Here is a 17,924-nt window from a genome sequence, read left to right on the forward strand (position 1 = left end):
CTCGGCGAGGTAGGGAGGGACATGACCGACGAACTCGTCGCGGTGTACGACGCCGAGGGCAATGCCATTGGCGCCGCACCACGTTCACGGGTCTACGCCGAGGGACTGTGGCACGCCAGCGCCGGGGTGCTGGTGCGCTCGGTCGACGGCCGGGGTATCTATGTGCACCGGCGTTCGGACACCAAGGCGGTGTTCGCCGGGATGCACGATTGCCTGGCCGGTGGGGTCGTCGACCCGGGGGAGAGCGCGCTACAGGCGGCCACCCGGGAACTGTCCGAAGAACTCGGCATCGGTGCCGTTGCGCTGACACCGTTGGCCGCGGCGGCCTGGGACGGGCAGTGGGCCGGAAAACCGATGCGCTGCCATCTCTTTGCGTTCGAGGCGCGCTGGGATGGCGCGATCCGGCATCAGCCCGAGGAGGTCGTCGACGGCTGGTGGTGGACCGATGCCGAACTCGCCGCGCACCTGGCGGACCCGCACTGGCCGTTCGTTCCCGACACCCGGGTGCTGATCCCGCAGTTGCTCGGGCCGAGCGCGGCGGACGACAAAGCACCCGTATTCCCGGCAAGCACCGATCGGCGGGTGTAATCTCCGCCTCGATTGCTCCTGTCGGAGCCGAATCGCCAACCGGGAGTGAGGCTCAGCATGGCCAGCGAGTTCAACGGCAGGATCGAGTTGGACATCCGGGATTCCGAACCGGATTGGGGTCCCTACGCGGCGCCCACCGCCCCCGAGGACGCCCCGAATGTCCTGTACCTGGTGTGGGACGACACCGGCATCGCCACCTGGGACTGCTTCGGCGGACTGGTGGACATGCCCGCGATGAGCCGGATCGCCGAGCGTGGAGTTCGGCTGTCGCAGTTCCACACCACCGCGCTGTGCTCGCCCACCCGGGCCTCGTTGCTCACCGGCCGCAACGCCACCACGGTCGGCATGGCCACCATCGAGGAGTTCACCGACGGATTTCCCAACTGCAACGGGCGGATTCCGTTCGAGACCGCCCTGCTCTCGGAGGTCCTCGCCGAGCAGGGCTACAACACCTATTGCCTCGGCAAGTGGCACCTCACCCCGCTGGAGGAGTCGAATCTGGCTGCCACCAAACGGCATTGGCCGTGCTCGCGGGGGTTCGAACGGTTCTACGGATTCCTGGGCGGCGAGACCGATCAGTGGTACCCGGACCTGGTGTACGACAACCACCCGGTGGATCCGCCCGCCACCCCGGAGGAGGGCTATCACCTCTCGCAGGACCTGGCGGACAAGACCATCGAGTTCATCCGCGACGCCAAGGTGATCGCCCCGGACAAGCCGTGGTTCACCTACCTGTGCCCGGGGGCCGGCCACGCCCCGCACCACGTGTTCAAGGAATGGGCGGACCGGTACGCGGGGCGGTTCGACATGGGATACGAGGCCTACCGCGACATCGTGCTGGAGAACCAGAAGCGGCTGGGCATCGTGCCGCCCGACACCGAACTCTCCCCGGTCAACCCGTATGCGGAGGTCACGGGGCCCAACGGAGAACCGTGGCCCGCGCAGGACACCGTACGGCCGTGGGATTCGCTGTCGGCCGACGAGAAGCGGTTGTTCACCCGGATGGCCGAGGTGTTCGCCGGGTTCCTGTCCTACACCGACGCCCAGATCGGCCGGATCCTGGACTTCCTGGAGGAGACCGGACAGCTCGACAACACGATAATCGTGGTGATCTCGGACAACGGTGCCAGTGGCGAGGGCGGGCCGAACGGCTCGGTCAACGAGACCAAATTCTTCAACGGCTACATCGACACCGCTGAGGAAGGCCTGAAATTCCTCGACCGGCTGGGTTCACCGCAGACCTACAATCACTACCCGATCGGCTGGGCGCTGGCCTTCAACACGCCCTACAAGCTGTTCAAGCGGTACGCCTCGCACGAAGGCGGTATCGCCGACACAGCAATCATCTCCTGGCCCAACGGTATTGCTGCCCAGGGAGCGGTGCGCGACACCTACGTCAACGTCTGTGACATCACCCCCACGGTGTACGACCTGCTCGGCATCACCGTGCCGGCGAGCGTGCGGGGAGTTCCGCAGAAGCCGCTGGACGGCGTGAGTTTCAAAGTGGCGCTGGATGATCCGGACGCACCCACGGGCAAGGAAACGCAGTTCTACACCATGCTCGGAACCCGTGGCATCTGGCACAAGGGCTGGTTCGCCAACACCGTGCACGCGGCCACCCCGTCGGGCTGGTCGCACTTCGACTCCGACCGCTGGGAGCTGTTCCACATCGAGGCCGACCGCAGCCAATGCCACGATCTGGCGGCCGAACATCCGGACAAACTCGCCGAACTCACCGCGCTGTGGTTCAGCGAGGCCGAGAAATACCACGGGTTGCCGCTGGCCGATCTGACCATCCTGGAGACGATGGGCCGGTGGCGGCCCTATCTCGCCGGCGAACGCTCGCGCTACACCTACTACCCGCATACCGCCGAGGTCGGGCTGGGCGCGGCAGCCGAACTCCGCGGGCAGTCGTTCACGGTGCTCGCCGATGTCACGGTGGATACTGCCGACGCGCAGGGCGTGTTGTTCAAACAGGGTGGCGCCCACGGTGGTCACGTGCTGTTCATCGCCGACGGGCAGCTGCACTACGTCTACAACTTCCTCGGTGAGCACGAGCAGCACCTGGCTGCCCCCGATCCGATCCCGTTGGGGCGGCACATCTTCGGCGTGCAGTACCGTCGGACCGGCACGGTCGAGGGCAGCCACACCCCGCTGGGCGACACCAGCCTGTTCGTCGACGACACGGCGGTGGCCGAACTGGCGGACATGCAGACCCACCCCGGCATGTTCGCCCTTGCCGGCGGCGGCATCTGCATCGGCCGCAACCCAGGATCGGCGGTGTCACAGCAGTACCGCGCCCCGTTCGGTTTCACCGGCGGCACCATCGCCCAGGTGACCGTGGATCTGTCCGGCGAGCCGTATCAGGATCTCGAAGCCGATCTCGCCGCCGCGTTCGCCAAGGATTGAGCCAGGGATGGCGCCCAGGATCGACCAGTGCGGTGAGACCTCCGACTAACCTCGGTGCCGTGCTCACCGAACTCATCGAGCTGCCGGGCGGAACCTTCCGGATGGGCTCGACGGCGTTCTACCCCGAAGAGGCCCCCGTGAACACCGCGACGGTCGGGGCCTTCGCGATCGAGCAGCATCCGGTCACCACCGCCCAATTCGGCGCCTTTGTCGACGCCACCGGCTACGTCACGATCGCCGAACGTCCCATGGACCCGGCGCTCTATCCCGGAGTCGACGAGGCCGACCTGGTCCCCGGTGCGCTGGTGTTCACCCCGACGCCCGGGCCGGTCGACCTGCGGGACTGGCGGCAGTGGTGGGACTGGATGCCCGGGGCCCACTGGCGGCGTCCTTTCGGGCCCGATCGCGATCCGGCCGAACCGGACCATCCGGTCGTGCAGGTGGCCTACCCCGACGCCGCGGCATACGCGGCCTGGGCCGGCCGGCGCCTGCCCAGCGAGGCCGAGTGGGAGTACGCCGCGCGCGGGGGAGTCGAGGGCGCCTACGCCTGGGGTGACGAGCCCACCCCGGGCGGACGCCTGATGGCCAACACCTGGCAGGGCCGGTTCCCGTATCGCAACGACGGCGCGCTGGGCTGGCGCGGCACTGCACCGGTCGGCAGCTTCCCGGCCAACGGGTTCGGCCTGGCCGACATGATCGGCAACGTCTGGGAGTGGACCACCACGCGGTTCACCGGACACCACCGGCCGGGGACCGACGCCCCGGCGTGCTGCCCGCCGGCAGATCCGGATCCGGCGGTGAACCAGGTGCTCAAGGGCGGTTCACACCTGTGCGCGCCGGAGTATTGTCACCGCTACCGCCCGGCGGCCCGATCCCCGCAGTCCCAGGACAGCGCGACCACCCACATCGGATTTCGCTGCGCCGCCGGTTGACGATCGGCGGTGATTTGGTGCATTCGCCGTGCTCACCTACTATGTAGGGGTTGCCTTGGGCAGACCTCGGTTGACCGTGCGTTTTGGTCAGCCCCGCGTGCCCTTCGGAAACAAAGACCGCGCACGTCCAGGTCGGTATCTGGCGTGCATACAAAACCAGGTCAGGAGATCGAGTGATTCAGCAGGAATCGCGGTTGAAGGTCGCCGACAACACGGGCGCCAAGGAGATCTTGTGCATCCGCGTGCTCGGCGGCTCGTCGCGACGCTACGCCGGCATCGGTGATGTCATCGTCGCGACCGTCAAGGACGCCATCCCCGGCGGCAACGTCAAGCGCGGCGATGTCGTCAAGGCCGTCGTGGTGCGCACCGTCAAGGAGCGCCGCCGCGCCGACGGCAGCTACATCAAGTTCGATGAGAACGCCGCCGTCATCATCAAGCCCGACAACGACCCGCGTGGCACCCGCATCTTCGGGCCGGTCGGTCGCGAACTGCGCGAGAAGCGCTTCATGAAGATCGTTTCGCTGGCGCCGGAGGTTTTGTAAATGAAGGTCCACAAGGGCGACACCGTGCTGGTGGTCTCGGGCAAGGACAAGGGCGCCAAGGGCAAGGTCATCGAGGCCTACCCGACCCGCGACAAGGTCCTCGTCGAGGGCGTCAACCGGATCAAGAAGCACACCGCGCAGTCGCAGAACGAGCGCGGGGCATCGTCGGGCGGCATCGTCACCCAGGAGGCCGCGATCCACGTGTCCAACGTGATGGTCGTCGACTCCGACGGCAAGCCGACCCGCGTGGGTTACCGCGTCGATGAGGAGACCGGCAAGAAGGTCCGCATCGCCAAGACCAATGGCAAGGACATCTGATGACTGCACCAGAGAAGGTTCAGCCCCGGCTGAAGCAGCGCTACCGCGAAGAGATCCGTGAGTCGCTGCAGAAGCAGTTCGAGTTCGACAACGTCATGCAGATCCCCGGTGTGGTCAAGGTCGTCGTCAACATGGGTGTCGGCGACGCCGCCCGCGACGCCAAGCTGATCAACGGCGCGGTCAACGACCTGGCCCTGATCACCGGCCAGAAGCCCGAGATCCGCAAGGCCCGCAAGTCCATCGCCCAGTTCAAGCTGCGTGAGGGCATGCCCATCGGCGCCCGCGTCACCCTGCGCGGCGACCGGATGTGGGAGTTCCTGGACCGGCTGATCTCCATCGCGCTGCCCCGTATCCGCGACTTCCGCGGCCTCAACGCCAAGCAGTTCGACGGCACCGGCAACTACACCTTCGGACTCAACGAGCAGTCGATGTTCCACGAGATCGATGTCGATTCCATCGACCGCCCGCGCGGCATGGACATCACCGTCGTCACCTCGGCGACCAACGACGACGAAGGCCGTGCGCTGCTGAAGGCGCTGGGCTTCCCCTTCAAGGAGAACTGAGCACATGGCAAAGAAGGCGTTGATCCACAAGGCCAACAAGAAGCCCAAGTTCGCGGTGCGCGCGTACACGCGGTGCAACAAGTGCGGTCGCCCGCACTCGGTCTACCGCAAGTTCGGACTGTGCCGTATCTGCCTGCGCGAGATGGCGCACGCGGGCGAGCTGCCCGGCGTGCAGAAGTCCAGCTGGTAACAGACCCCACAACAACAGGTTGCGGAAGGCCTCCCCCAACAATTGGGCACGGGGAACCGCCGCGAGGAAGGTGAGCCGGTTGTCATGACGATGACTGACCCGATCGCAGACTTTTTGACACGTCTGCGCAACGCCAATTCGGCGTACCACGACGAGGTGACCCTGCCCCACTCGAAGATCAAGGCGAACATCGCCGAGATCCTCAAAAAAGAGGGCTACATCTCCGATTACCGCACCGAGGATGCCCGCGTCGGCAAGTCCCTGGTGGTGTCGCTCAAGTACGGCCCCAGCCGTGAGCGCAGCATCGCCGGCCTGCGCCGCGTGAGCAAGCCCGGTCTGCGGGTTTACGCAAAGTCCACCAATCTGCCTCGGGTGCTCGGCGGCCTGGGCGTGGCGATCATCTCCACGTCCTCGGGCCTGCTCACCGACCGTCAGGCGGCACGAAGCGGCGTGGGCGGCGAAGTCCTCGCCTACGTGTGGTGAGGGGATAGAAGACATGTCGCGTATTGGTAAGCAGCCGGTCCTGGTTCCCGCCGGGGTCGATGTGACGATTGACGGCCGCAACGTCTCGGTCAAGGGCCCCAAGGGCACCCTGACCCTCGATGTCGCCGAGCCGATCACCGTCGAGCGCAACGAGGATGGCGCCATCGTGGTCAGCCGTCCCGATGACGAGCGGCGCAGCCGCTCCCTGCACGGGCTCTCCCGCACCCTGGTGGCCAACCTGGTCACCGGCGTCACCGAGGGCTACACCCGCAAGATGGAGATCTTCGGCGTCGGCTACCGCGTCCAGCTCAAGGGTTCCAACCTGGAGTTCGCGCTCGGTTACAGCCACCCCGTGGTGATCGAGGCGCCCGAGGGCATCACCTTCGCCGTCGAGACGCCCACCAAGTTCTCGGTCTCCGGTATCGACAAGCAGAAGGTCGGTCAGATCTCCGCGGTCATCCGCCGCCTGCGCCGCCCCGACCCGTACAAGGGCAAGGGTGTGCGTTACGAGGGTGAGCAGATCCGCCGCAAGGTCGGAAAGACAGGTAAGTAAGTCATGGCTACAAAGACTGAAGCTGCCACCGCCCGTAAGCCGGTGGGGCAGAACATCTCTGAGACCCGCCGTAACTCCCGGCTGCGTCGGCACGCCCGGTTGCGCAAGAAGGTCTCCGGCACCGCGGCGACCCCGCGCCTGGTGGTCAACCGTTCGGCCCGGCACATCCACGTGCAGCTCGTCGACGACCTGCAGGGCGTCACGCTGGCGGCTGCCTCGTCGATCGAGGCCGACGTCCGCGCGGTCGAGGGTGACAAGAAGGCGCACAGCGTTCGGGTCGGTCAGCTGATCGCCGAGCGCGCCAAGGCTGCCGGCGTCGACACCGTGGTGTTCGACCGCGGTGGCTACACCTACGGCGGCCGGATCGCCGCGCTGGCCGATGCCGCGCGCGAGGGCGGGCTGAAATTCTGATGACTGTCAACGAGAGGACTGCATGATGGCCGAGCAGGCAACTGGTGCCGGCGGCCCAGGCGCTTCCGACAACCGTGGTGGCCGTGGCCGCCGCGACGACCGCGGTGGCCGTGGTGGCCGCGACAGCGGCGAGAAGAGCAACTACATCGAGCGCGTGGTGTCGATCAACCGCGTCTCCAAGGTGGTCAAGGGTGGTCGGCGCTTCAGCTTCACCGCACTGGTCATCGTCGGTGACGGCAAGGGCATGGTCGGCGTCGGCTACGGCAAGGCCAAGGAAGTTCCGGCCGCCATCGCCAAGGGTGTCGAGGAAGCTCGCAAGAACTTCTTCCGCGTCCCGCTGATCGGTGGCACCATCGTGCACCCGGTTCAGGGCGAGGCTGCTGCCGGTGTCGTGATGCTGCGTCCGGCCAGCCCCGGTACCGGTGTGATCGCCGGTGGCGCGGCCCGCGCGGTGTTGGAGTGCGCCGGGGTGCACGACATCCTGGCCAAGTCGCTGGGCAGCGACAACGCGATCAACGTGGTGCACGCCACCGTTGCCGCGCTGAAGATGATCCAGCGTCCCGAAGAAGTGGCGGCCCGTCGCGGTCTGCCGCTCGAGGATGTGGCGCCGGCCGGCATGCTGAAGGCCCGGCGCGAGAGCGAAGCGCTGGCTGCCGCAGCAGCGCGTGAGGGATCGGCATAACCATGGCAGAGCTCAAGATCACCCAGGTGCGCGGAACCATCGGCACACGCTGGAAGCAGCGCGAAAGCCTGCGGACGCTGGGGCTGAAGAAGATCCGTCAGTCCGTGGTGCGTGAGGACAACGCGCAGACCCGCGGCCTGATCAAGACTGTTCATCACCTCATCGAGGTGGAGGAGGTGAAGTCCTGATGTCCGTTATCAAGCTTCACGACCTGAAGCCCGCTCCCGGGGAGAAGAAGGCCAAGACCCGCGTCGGTCGCGGTGAGGGCTCCAAGGGTAAGACTGCCGGTCGTGGTACCAAGGGCACCAAGGCCCGCAAGAACGTCCCCGCGACGTTCGAGGGTGGCCAGATGCCGATCCACATGCGGCTGCCGAAGCTCAAGGGCTTCAAGAACCGCTTCCGGACCTCCTACGAGGTCGTCAATGTCGGCGACATCGCCAAGGCCTTCCCGCAGGGCGGCGCCATCGGTGTCGACGAGCTGGTGGCCAAGGGGCTGGTTCGCAAGAACAGCCTGGTGAAGGTTCTCGGCGACGGCAAGCTGGCCGTCAAGGTCGACGTGACCGCCAACAAGTTCAGCGGTAGCGCCCGCGAGGCGATCACCGCGGCCGGTGGCAGCGCCACCGAGCTGTAATTGGCGGCACCGCCGCCGTGCTGTAGTAATTTCTCTGCGCGAGCAGACGTAGAAGTGCCCCTTTTCGCTTGAAAAGGGGCACTTTTACGTCTGCTCGCGGACTCCGGGGACACAGGTAGGCTCGGGCCATGTTCGCCTTCCTCCCCGGACTTCCCGGCACCGACGATCTCAAGACGCTGGTCCGACGCGTCGATACGGCCCGACACAACGGCGTGCCCGACGGGTGCGTGCTGGAGCTGGATCTGCTGTCGATGCCGCCGGAGACCATCGGCTTCGACCCGCTGGCCATCGTCGCCGGCGGTGGTCGCCCGCTGGTGTTGCGTCAGGCCGTCGCGGCGATCCACCGTGCGGCCGAGGACGATCGGGTGGCCGGGCTGATCGCGCGGGTCCAGCTGCCGCCCACCGCTCCGGGCCCGGTGCAGGAACTGCGCGATGCCATCGCCGCGTTCGGCGCCGTCAAACCCACCCTGGCCTGGGCCGAAACCTACCCGGGCACACTGTCGTACTACCTGGCGTCGGCGTTCCGCGAGGTGTGGATGCAGCCGTCGGGCACGGTCGGTCTGGTCGGATTCGCCACCAACGCGATGTTCCTGCGCGACGCGCTGGACAAGGCCGGCATCGAGGCGCAGTTCGTCGCCCGTGGTGAATACAAGTCCGCGGCAAACCTTTTCACCGAGGACAGCTACACCGACGCCCAGCGCGAGGCCGACGGCCGGATGATCGAGAGCCTGCAGTCGCAGGTGTGGCAGGCCATCGCCGAATCACGCAACTTGACGCCCGAGGCCGTCAACGCGCTGGCCGACACCGCGCCGGTGCTGCGCGACGCCGCCGTCACCGGCGGTCTGGTGGACCGGATCGGTTTCCGCGACGAAGCATACGCGCGGATCGGGGAACTGTCCGGCGGCCCGACCGAACCCGGCGCCGACGCCGACAGCCACCCGGATGCCCTTCCGCGGCTTTATCTTTCGCGCTATGCCCGCACCACACCCAAGGTGCCGACACCGCCGATCCCGGGCCGCAAGCCCAAGCCCACCGTCGCGGTGGTGACCCTGCACGGCCCGATTGTCAGTGGCCGCGGCGGGCCACAGGTGCTGCCGCTGGGCAATTCCAGTGCCGGGGGCGACACCATCGCCGCGGCGCTACGCGAGGCGGCCGCCGATGACGACGTGTCGGCGATCGTGCTGCGGGTGGACAGCCCCGGCGGTTCGGTGTCCGGTTCGGAAACCATTTGGCGCGAGGTGCTCCGGGCTCGTGAGCGCGGCAAGCCGGTGGTGGCCTCCATGGGTGCGGTGGCCGCCTCGGGCGGCTACTACGTGTCGATGGCGGCCGACGAGATCGTGGCCAACGCCGCCACCATCACCGGATCCATCGGAGTGATCACCGGCAAGCTGGTGTCGCGTGAACTCAAGGACAAGCTCGGCGTCGGATCGGATTCCCTGCGCACCAACCCCAATGCCGACGCCTGGTCGTCGAACGCACCCTTCACCGACGAACAGCATGCCCAGATCGAAGCCGAGACCGACCTGATCTACACCGATTTCATCGAGCGGGTGGCGCACGGTCGCAAGCTCGCGGTCGAGCGGGTGGACGAGGTGGCCCGGGGCCGGGTGTGGACCGGCGCCGACGCCAGGGACCGCGGCCTCGTCGACGAACTCGGCGGCCTGCGGGCCGCGATCACCCGGGCCAAGGTGCTGGCCGGCGTGGACCCCGACACCAAGGTGCGGGTGCTGCATTACCCCGGCTCGTCCTGGCTGGACATGCTGCGGCCCAAGGCTTCCTCACAACCTGCGGCGGCGTCGCTGCCGCAGGCGCTGGGCGCACTGTTGGGCCAGTCGGTGGTCGGCGCCGTCCAGGGGATCGAACAGTCGATGACCGGGACGAGCGCGTTGTGGACAGGCACCCACCGATTTTGACGGGTCCGATGATAACGAGGCGGTAGCGGGCGGTGCGGGAGCAACCCCCGGGCTGTAACGTCAGGTCGCGACAACAGATGAATTGTCGACGAGACGACGGCCTGGCCCTGCGGTGTTCAACCCAGTCAGAGCAGCCGTAACAGAGCGCGCGGCGGGGAACGGTGTCGTCAGACACATGGAGGACTCGTGCCTGCGCATAAAAGCCCGATGAAGGGCTTTGGAGACAAACCCGAGATCGACCACCGCGAACCCCCCGAGGATCCGCCCGATCCCGGAGTGCTCAGGCGCGCCATTGCGGCATCGGCGATCGGCAACGCCACCGAGTGGTTCGACTACGGGATCTACGCCTACGGGGTGAGCTACATTTCCGCCGCCATCTTTCCCGGCGATGCGGCGCAGGCAACCCTGTTGGCGTTGGCCACGTTCGCGATCTCGTTCCTGGTGCGCCCACTGGGTGGGTTCGTGTGGGGTCCGCTCGGTGACCGTGTCGGCCGCAGACAGGTACTGGCGATCACCATCGTCCTGATGGCCGGCGCGACGTTCTGCGTGGGCCTGGTCCCGTCCTATGACTCGATCGGGGTGTGGGCGCCGGCGCTGATGGTGGTGCTGCGCATGGTGCAGGGATTCTCCACCGGCGGCGAGTACGGCGGTGCCGCCACCTTCATGGCCGAATATGCACCGTCACGGCGGCGCGGATTCCTCGGTAGTTTCCTCGAAGTCGGCACGCTTGCCGGATTCTCCCTCGGTGCGCTGTTGATGCTGGGCTTCTCGGTGTGGCTCAGCGACGACCAGATGGGCTCGTGGGGGTGGCGGCTGCCGTTCCTGGTCGCGGCTCCGCTCGGCTTGGTCGGTGTCTATCTGCGATCCAAGTTGGAGGACACCCCGGTCTTCCGTGAACTCGAACAGACCGGGGAGCGGGAAAGCGGCCCGGTGTCCGAACTCAAGGATCTCGTGGTCGAGTACTGGGGGCCGATCCTGAGATTGGCCGGACTGGTGATCGCGCTCAACGTCGTCAACTACACGCTGCTGACGTACATGCCGACCTACCTGGAACAGACCATCGGTCTGTCGAGCAGTCATTCGCTGATCGTGCCGATCATCGGCATGTTGACGATGATGGTGTTCCTGCCGCTGTCCGGACACATCTCCGATCGGGTGGGGCGTAAACCGATGTGGTGGTTCTCGCTGATCGGTCTGCTCATCGCGGGTGTGCCGATGTTCCTGTTGATGTCGACGAACATGGTCGGCGCGATCATCGCCTTCGCCGTTCTGGGACTGCTGTATGTGCCTCAGCTGTCGACGATTTCGGCGACCTTCCCGGCAATGTTCCCCACCCAGGTCCGTTACGCCGGATTCGCGATCGCCTACAACGTGTCCACCTCGCTGTTCGGTGGCACCGCTCCGGCGGTCAACGACTGGCTGGTGGGGCTGACCGGGGACAAGCTGGTGCCCGCCTACTACATGATGATCGCCTGTGTCATCGGGGCGGTGGCGCTCGTCAAGGTCCCCGAAACCGCCCGATGCCCGATCAGCGGCACCGAGATCCCCGGAACGCCAGAGGCTCCCGCCCAGCTGGATTACGAGCCCGGTTTCGAGGCCGATTCCGCGGAGGACATCGTCGTCGTTTCCGACCGGCCGACGGCCTCAACCGACACCTAACCGGGCGATCAGGCGCTCGACGGCGTCCTGCATGTGCTCGAGCATCAACTTGTCGGTCAGTGCTTCGTCGCCGGAGCGGATGCTGCAGGCCAGTGCCCGATGCTCACTGACCCGGTCGGACAGGGCGTCGTAGGTGTCGGCCAGGGCATGCACGCACATCCGCGTCTCGACCAGGAACGTCTGGTGCATGCGCGACAGCCGCGGGCTGCCTGCCAGCTCGACGAGAAGCTCGTGGAAGCGCATGTCGGCCTCACTCACCTCGTCCAGGTCGCCGGCCGTCGCCATCTCGTCGACCACCTCGAGCAACGCCTCACCGGCGGCGAGGTGGTCGCCCTCCAGGATCCGGCGGCTCGCCGTCCGCTCGATCGCTTCGCGGGCCACGTACATGTCGCGAATCTCGTCGACATCCATGGTGTTGACGAACACGCCCCGGTTGCGGATCGCGATGAGCAGCCCTTCCTGGGCCAGGCGCTGCATTCCCTCGCGCACGGGTCCGCGGCTGACCCCGAACTTGCGCGCCAGTTCGGCCTCGCCCAGTTGTGTGCCCGGCACGACTTCGCCGTAGGCGATGGCCTGCCGCAGCTTGTCGGCCACGATGCTCGCCGTCGACTCCTGCTCGACCGGTGCGATGAAGTCGGTCACCGTGCCGCCCCGAACAGCCGGCCCAGCCCGGGTATCGGTGGCACCGAACCGATCAGGGCCAGGCCCTTCCACACCGTGACCTGGTTCGCGGTGAGCACCGGCTTGCCGATGGCGGACTCCAGCTCATCGATGAAACCCAGTGTGTGCATGGCGGTGTCGGGCACCAGTACCGCATCGGCCTCGGGGTGATCGGCCGCGCGCACCATCGCGGTGACCGTCCCCGGCTCCAGCCGGCCCACTTCCGCGGCGGTGACGATGCCGTGGCTTCCCGCCGACACCACGTCCACACCGTCACCGGACAGGAACGCGACGAAGTGGGCCGCCACCTCCTCGGGGTAGGACGCGGCGACCGCCACCCGGCGTATACCCAAGTACTGCAACGCATCTACGAAGGCGATCGACGTGGAGGACGCGGGGACACCAGCGGCCGCGGCCACGTCGTCGGCCTGCCGTCGCGCCCCGTCCCGGCCGAACACGAAGCTGCCCGAGGTGCATGCCCACATCATCGAGTCCGGACGTGTGGGTCCCAGTCGCGCGACACCGTCGGTCAGGCGTTCGGTCCGGCCGAGATCCAGGAGCGCATCGACGCGATGCGCATCCTCACCGACCGTTGTGATCGCGACCGGAAGCCTCAGGGTGGGGTGGGCGTGTGATTCCAGGACGGCGAAGTCGTCCTCGGCGCTGTGGCCGGGATAGAGAATCCCTACCGTGGCCATGCAGTTGTCCTTTCGAGGTGCACCGTCAGGCTTCCAACAACCGTTGGCCGGCGCCGACGGCTTTGCGTCCGGCGACCGACAACGCCGCCCACATCGTCACCTGGTTGGCCGTGATCACCGGCTTGTCGAGCTCACGTTCGAGCCGGGTGATCAGGTCATAGGTGGGCAGGTTCGTGCAGCTGATCACGATCGCCTGCGCCTCGCGGCAGTCGGCGCTGCGGACCAGCTCGGCCGTCGTCTCGTAGGGGACCGACCAGATCCGCGATGTCATCCCCAAACCGGCGGTGGCCGCCACCTCGATCCCGGCTTCCATCAGATAGCTGGTCAGCCCGGTGGTCAGGTCGGCGGTGTAGGGGGTCACCGTGGTGACCGTGCTCGCCCCGAGATGCGCGAGTGCGGCCAGCATGGCGCCGCTGGTGGTCACCGCCGCCGGGGCGCCCGCCGCACGCATGGCCGCCACCAGGGCGGCCTCGCCCGCCATGCCTTTGACGAAACTTCCTGCGGTACAGGCATATGCGGTAACCAGCGGGGACACCGCCAGCACGTTGGCGGCGCCGGCCTCGACCTGGTCCGGCTCGGAGACGTGCACCGCCATGTCGACGGTCACCGGCAGCGGGGCGTAGCGCAGCCGGGTGACGTAGAGGCTGACGTCGTCGGGTACCCAGCGCCACAGTTCGCGGTCGAGCGCGAAGTCGTACGGTGTCACAACACCTATCCCCACCTGGTGCAACGGTGGGGGAGGAAGCACTTCCCCGAGTGTCATCTCCATAGTGTGAGGCCGAACGGCCCAACCGGCAACAGATTGTTGACAATCCTACGACAGCGTTCCTAGCCTCGAAGCGTGCCGCCTTCCGCTGCCAGACCGGTGATCGCGGTGTTGTGTGAGCGCCAGGCCGACCGGATACCGGGGTTGGCCGACCCCTCCGTCGAGTTCCGCTACTGCGACGCCGACGTTCTCGGCGCGGCCCTGCGCGGTGCCCACGCACTGCTGTTGTGGGACTACTTCTCCACCGCGCTACAGCGCGTGTGGTCCGATGCCGACACGCTGGAATGGATCCACGTGACCGCGGCCGGGGTCGACACCCTGCTGTTCGACGAATTGCGGGACTCCGATGTGGTGGTCACCAACGCCCGCGGCGTATTCGACCGCCCCATTGCCGAATACGTCCTGGCGGCAATACTGGCCTATGCCAAGGGAAGCCAGGCGAGTCACGACTTCCAGCGACAGCACCTCTGGCGGCACCGCGAGACCCGCAGTATCGCCGGGGCACGTGCCCTCGTGGTCGGCACCGGCGGCATCGGGCGGGCGACCGCTCGGCTGTTGCGCGCGGCCGGCCTGGACGTCCGTGGGGTGGGCCGGGTGGCCCGGACCGCAGATCCGGATTTCGGCGACGTGGTGGCACACACTGACCTGGCCGCCGCGGTCAGGTGGTGTGACCACCTGGTGCTGGCCGCCCCGCTCACCGACACCACCCGCGGGATGGTGGGCCAGGACGTGCTGACGGCGATGAAATCCGATGCGCACCTGGTGAACATCTCCCGGGGCCCGATAGTGGACGAGGCCGCGCTGCTGGCCGCGCTGGACTCCGGCAGCATCGGCGGTGCCACCCTGGACGTGTTCGACGTCGAGCCGCTGCCCACCGATCACCCGCTGTGGGATGCCCCCGGCGCCGTGATCACCGCGCACATGTCCGGCGACATCCGCGGGTGGCGCGACACTCTGGCTGCCCAGTTCACCGACAACCTGCAGCGGTGGCGTACCGGCCGACCCCTGCTCAATGTGGTGGACAAGAAGCTGGGCTACGTGGCAAGCGGCACAACGTGATTGCGCAAGCGGTCGAGTTGCGGTCGGCCTATTCCAGCGGGTCGCTGTCCCCGGTCGAGGTCACCAGGGCCTGTCTGGCCGCCATCGACCGGCACAACCCCGCAGTGAACGCGTTCGTGCTCCTCGACGCCGACGGCGCACTTCAGGCGGCCCGGGCGTCGGAGGCCCGGTGGCGCGCGGGCCGGCCGCTGGGCCCCGGCGACGGCATCCCCACCTCGATCAAGGATGCGCTGTGGACCCGTGGCTGGCCGACACTGCGCGGCAGCTGGCTCGTCGACGAGGCGGGGCCCTGGGAGTCCGACGCGCCCAGCGTGGCGCGACTACGTGATTCGGGCGCCGTCCTGCTCGGCAAGACCACCACACCCGAATACTCGTGGAAGGGCGTCACCGATTCACCGCGGTACGGGGCCACCGGCAATCCGTGGGATCCGGGCCGGACCGCGGGCGGGTCCAGCGGCGGCAGCGCCGCGGCCGTCGGCCTGGGCATGGGCGCCTGGTCGGTCGGCACCGACGGCGGCGGTTCGGTCCGCATCCCGGCGGCGTTCACCGGCACCGTGGCGCTCAAACCGACCTATGGACTCATCCCGCTGTACCCGCCCAGCCCGTTCGGAACCCTCTCGCACGCCGGCCCGATGGCACGATCGGTGGCCGATGTCGCGGCGCTGCTGGAGATCGTCACCGCATTCGATCCCCGCGACTGGTCGGCGATGCCGACGCCCGCGGTGGCCTGCAGCGCCGGCCTGGACCGGGGCATCGACGGGCTGCGGATCGCCTATTCCGCGGATCTCGGGTTCGGTGCCAACGATCCCGAGGTCGGCGCAGCGGTACGGGCCGCCGTGGGCGTCCTGGCGGAGGCGGGCGCCCACGTCGAGGCGGCCGACCCCGGCTTCGCCGACCCGGCGGAAGCATTTCACGTGTTGTGGTTCTCGGGTGAGGCAAAAGTATTGCAGGGCAAGCTCGATGGCCCTGATGCGCAGCGGCTCGACCCCGGCCTGCGGCGCACCGCCGAACTCGGGGCGACGTACACGGCATCGGATTACCTGGATGCCATGGCGGTGCGGATGGCGCTCGGCGAGCTGATGGGCCGCTTCCATCAGCGCTATGACGTACTCGTCACCCCGACGGTGCCGATGACCGCATTTCCCCTCGGCCGGGACGTGCCGGACGGTTGCGGCTCACCCGATTGGACGAGTTGGACGCCCTACACCTATCCGTTCAACCTGACTCAGCAGCCGGCCCTTTCGGTGCCGTGCGGGTTCAATGCGGATGGACTGCCGATCGGAATGCAGATCGTGGGCCCGAGGCACGCGGATGCGCTGGTGCTGCGGGTGGGGCAGGCTTATCAGAACGCCACGGATTGGCATCTGCGGGTGCCGTCGTTGTGCACAGAGGAGGTCGGATGAGCCGATTGATCACGGTGTCGCTCGCCAAGCGCGGGGTCACGTGTGTGGCGCGCCTGCTCGACGCGGAGGCGCCGCGCACCTGTGCAGCCGTGTGGGATGCGCTGCCCGATGGAAAAACACTGTCCGCACCGGTGTTCCACGGCAAGTACGCACGCAACGAGATCTACACACTGTTCCCGGCTTTCGGCCCCGACCCAGGCAGCGAGAACACCACCGTGACGCCGATCCCCGGCGACCTGTGCTGGTTCTCGTTCGACTCCGACGACCTGGGCAACCCAGCCTACGGCTACGAGAACACCACCGGGACCGGGACCACCGGCCGGATCGTGGACCTCGCGCTGTTCTACGGACGCAACAATCTGCTGATCAACGGCGACCAGGGCTGGGTGCCCGGCAACGTGTTCGGGACGATCACCGAGGGCCTGGAGGAGATGGCCGCGGCCTGTCAGGACCTCTGGATGGGCGGAGTCCGTGGCGAAACACTGAGTTTCGCCCGGGCCGCCTAATCCTTGTCTTCTTCCAGAGTTCCACTGACGTAGACGATCTCGCCCATCGGATCGTTCTCGTCGCGGTCCGGGACCGGCAGCTCGTGACGGACGAACAGCTCGGACCGGGAGGTACCGGTCATGTCCCAGCCCTTGGCGGCCAGATAATCCGCGGCCGAAGGCCTTTCGCCGTGATAGATCAGGGACGGCATGTCCATGTTCAGCCCGATCTGGCTGAACATGGCCGCGGCCGCCCGGGCTTTCTCCGGATCGAAATCCTTGAGCCCGGGCACAAACTCGGTGGCCACCATGCTTCCGGGTGCACTCAGAGCGGCGATGTGGTCGAACAGTTGATCCTGGGCCCGTGGCGGCAGATAGATCAACAACCCCTCGGCGCACCACGCCGTCGGCTTGGCCGGGTCGAAACCCGCCGCCTTCAGCGCCACCGGCCAGTTCTCGCGCAGGTCGATCGGCACGGTACGGCGCAGCGCCTTCGGCTCCGCGCCGAGCCCGGCCAGGGTGCGGGTCTTGAACTCGATCACCTCGGGCTGGTCGATCTCGTAGACCACGGTGCCCTCGGGCCAGGCCAGCCGGTAGGCCCGCGAATCCAGACCCGAGGCCAGGATCACCGCCTGGCGGATGCCCGCCTTGCCGGCGTCGGCGAAGAAGTCGTCGAAAAACCGGGTGCGCACCGCCATTTCGTCGATGTTGGCCCGGGCCCGCTCGGCGGCGTCGGGAGCCAGCTGGGCCATCGACGCCAGGTCCAGTTCACCGTCGACCATCTTGGTGAACACCTCGATGCCGACTGCGCGGACCAGCGGTGCCGCGAACGGATCGTCGATCAGGCCGTGGGAATCCTGGCTGGCGATCGCCCGCCCGGTGGCCACCAACGTTGCGGTTGCGCCGACACTGGAGGCCAGATCCCAGCTGTCGCCGTCGGTGCGTGCCATAGTGCGCCTTCCTGCTCGTGCAGACGGGG

At 67.4% G+C, this 17,924-nt stretch carries 22 protein-coding genes; 18 read left to right on the plus strand and 4 right to left on the minus strand.

Annotated elements, in window-relative coordinates; translation table 11 throughout:
* Window positions 1–21: 21 nt before the first annotated feature.
* The 15 genes from FR943_RS07500 (at window position 22) to FR943_RS07570 (ending at window position 11,874) form a co-directional block, all read left to right on the plus strand.
* The gene (locus FR943_RS07500) at window positions 22–588 is read left to right on the plus strand and encodes an NUDIX hydrolase (protein ID WP_217155716.1); all 567 of its coding nucleotides are present in this window, start codon (window positions 22–24) and stop codon (window positions 586–588) included.
* 57 nt (window positions 589–645) lie between these two features.
* The gene (locus FR943_RS07505) at window positions 646–2,997 is read left to right on the plus strand and encodes an arylsulfatase (protein ID WP_217155717.1); all 2,352 of its coding nucleotides are present in this window, start codon (window positions 646–648) and stop codon (window positions 2,995–2,997) included.
* A gap of 59 nt (window positions 2,998–3,056) precedes the next feature.
* Window positions 3,057–3,929, plus strand: coding sequence for a formylglycine-generating enzyme family protein (locus FR943_RS07510; protein WP_217155718.1), 873 nt, complete (start codon window positions 3,057–3,059; stop codon window positions 3,927–3,929).
* A gap of 173 nt (window positions 3,930–4,102) precedes the next feature.
* Window positions 4,103–4,471, plus strand: a complete 369-nt coding sequence (gene rplN / locus FR943_RS07515) for a 50S ribosomal protein L14 (protein WP_067091049.1) — start codon at window positions 4,103–4,105, stop codon at window positions 4,469–4,471.
* Complete coding sequence (rplX, locus tag FR943_RS07520; protein WP_003883431.1) at window positions 4,472–4,789, plus strand: 50S ribosomal protein L24; 318 nt, start codon at window positions 4,472–4,474, stop codon at window positions 4,787–4,789. It abuts the gene before it with no gap.
* Window positions 4,789–5,352, plus strand: coding sequence for a 50S ribosomal protein L5 (gene rplE, locus FR943_RS07525; RefSeq protein WP_217155719.1), 564 nt, complete (start codon window positions 4,789–4,791; stop codon window positions 5,350–5,352). Before rplX ends, rplE begins: the two co-directional genes overlap by 1 nt.
* 4 nt (window positions 5,353–5,356) lie before the next feature.
* Window positions 5,357–5,542, plus strand: a complete 186-nt coding sequence (locus FR943_RS07530; protein ID WP_003883429.1) for a type Z 30S ribosomal protein S14 — start codon at window positions 5,357–5,359, stop codon at window positions 5,540–5,542.
* 84 nt (window positions 5,543–5,626) lie between these two features.
* Entirely contained in the window at window positions 5,627–6,025 is a 399-nt protein-coding gene (gene rpsH / locus FR943_RS07535; protein ID WP_029106887.1) for a 30S ribosomal protein S8, read from the plus strand.
* A gap of 13 nt (window positions 6,026–6,038) precedes the next feature.
* Window positions 6,039–6,578, plus strand: a complete 540-nt coding sequence (gene rplF / locus FR943_RS07540; protein WP_066901384.1) for a 50S ribosomal protein L6 — start codon at window positions 6,039–6,041, stop codon at window positions 6,576–6,578.
* A gap of 3 nt (window positions 6,579–6,581) precedes the next feature.
* On the plus strand, window positions 6,582–6,989 hold the full coding sequence (rplR, locus tag FR943_RS07545; RefSeq protein WP_218045397.1) for a 50S ribosomal protein L18: 408 nt from the start codon (window positions 6,582–6,584) through the stop codon (window positions 6,987–6,989).
* Window positions 6,990–7,014: 25 nt separating this feature from the next.
* Window positions 7,015–7,671: a 30S ribosomal protein S5 gene (gene rpsE / locus FR943_RS07550; RefSeq protein WP_076192879.1), complete on the plus strand. Its 657-nt coding sequence runs from the start codon at window positions 7,015–7,017 to the stop codon at window positions 7,669–7,671.
* A gap of 2 nt (window positions 7,672–7,673) precedes the next feature.
* Window positions 7,674–7,859: a 50S ribosomal protein L30 gene (rpmD, locus tag FR943_RS07555; protein WP_217155720.1), complete on the plus strand. Its 186-nt coding sequence runs from the start codon at window positions 7,674–7,676 to the stop codon at window positions 7,857–7,859.
* The gene (gene rplO / locus FR943_RS07560; RefSeq protein WP_217155721.1) at window positions 7,859–8,302 is read left to right on the plus strand and encodes a 50S ribosomal protein L15; all 444 of its coding nucleotides are present in this window, start codon (window positions 7,859–7,861) and stop codon (window positions 8,300–8,302) included. Before rpmD ends, rplO begins: the two co-directional genes overlap by 1 nt.
* A gap of 128 nt (window positions 8,303–8,430) precedes the next feature.
* Entirely contained in the window at window positions 8,431–10,215 is a 1,785-nt protein-coding gene (gene sppA, locus FR943_RS07565; RefSeq protein ID WP_217155722.1) for a signal peptide peptidase SppA, read from the plus strand.
* A gap of 207 nt (window positions 10,216–10,422) precedes the next feature.
* Window positions 10,423–11,874, plus strand: coding sequence for an MFS transporter (locus FR943_RS07570; protein ID WP_217155723.1), 1,452 nt, complete (start codon window positions 10,423–10,425; stop codon window positions 11,872–11,874).
* Here FR943_RS07570 and FR943_RS26760 read toward each other — a convergent pair.
* From FR943_RS26760 to FR943_RS07585, 3 genes are read right to left on the minus strand one after another with little or no spacing between them, the layout of a single operon-like run.
* Window positions 11,860–12,516, minus strand: a complete 657-nt coding sequence (locus tag FR943_RS26760; RefSeq protein WP_217155724.1) for a GntR family transcriptional regulator — start codon at window positions 12,514–12,516, stop codon at window positions 11,860–11,862. The two genes, FR943_RS07570 and FR943_RS26760, sit on opposite strands and share 15 nt — an antisense overlap.
* Window positions 12,513–13,232, minus strand: coding sequence for a maleate cis-trans isomerase family protein (locus tag FR943_RS07580; protein ID WP_217155725.1), 720 nt, complete (start codon window positions 13,230–13,232; stop codon window positions 12,513–12,515). Before FR943_RS07580 ends, FR943_RS26760 begins: the two co-directional genes overlap by 4 nt.
* Before the next feature lie 25 nt (window positions 13,233–13,257).
* Complete coding sequence (locus FR943_RS07585) at window positions 13,258–13,938, minus strand: maleate cis-trans isomerase family protein (protein ID WP_308170492.1); 681 nt, start codon at window positions 13,936–13,938, stop codon at window positions 13,258–13,260.
* A gap of 135 nt (window positions 13,939–14,073) precedes the next feature.
* On the opposite strand from FR943_RS07585, the gene FR943_RS07590 reads away from it, so the two are divergent.
* The 3 genes from FR943_RS07590 to FR943_RS07600 are packed head-to-tail and all read left to right on the plus strand — an operon-like array spanning window position 14,074 to window position 16,966.
* The gene (locus tag FR943_RS07590) at window positions 14,074–15,057 is read left to right on the plus strand and encodes a D-2-hydroxyacid dehydrogenase (RefSeq protein WP_308170493.1); all 984 of its coding nucleotides are present in this window, start codon (window positions 14,074–14,076) and stop codon (window positions 15,055–15,057) included.
* Window positions 15,054–16,460 carry an amidase gene (locus FR943_RS07595; protein ID WP_217155727.1) on the plus strand — a complete coding sequence of 469 codons (1,407 nt, stop codon included), beginning with the start codon at window positions 15,054–15,056 and terminating at the stop codon, window positions 16,458–16,460. The genes FR943_RS07590 and FR943_RS07595 overlap by 4 nt, the downstream gene beginning before the upstream one ends.
* Window positions 16,457–16,966: a DUF3830 family protein gene (locus tag FR943_RS07600; protein WP_217155728.1), complete on the plus strand. Its 510-nt coding sequence runs from the start codon at window positions 16,457–16,459 to the stop codon at window positions 16,964–16,966. The genes FR943_RS07595 and FR943_RS07600 overlap by 4 nt, the downstream gene beginning before the upstream one ends.
* Here FR943_RS07600 and FR943_RS07605 read toward each other — a convergent pair.
* Complete coding sequence (locus tag FR943_RS07605) at window positions 16,963–17,895, minus strand: class I SAM-dependent methyltransferase (protein WP_217155729.1); 933 nt, start codon at window positions 17,893–17,895, stop codon at window positions 16,963–16,965. The two genes, FR943_RS07600 and FR943_RS07605, sit on opposite strands and share 4 nt — an antisense overlap.
* Window positions 17,896–17,924: the final 29 nt, after the last annotated feature.

This window comes from [Mycobacterium] fortunisiensis (assembly GCF_019050325.1).
Classification (GTDB): domain Bacteria; phylum Actinomycetota; class Actinomycetes; order Mycobacteriales; family Mycobacteriaceae; genus Mycobacterium; species Mycobacterium fortunisiensis.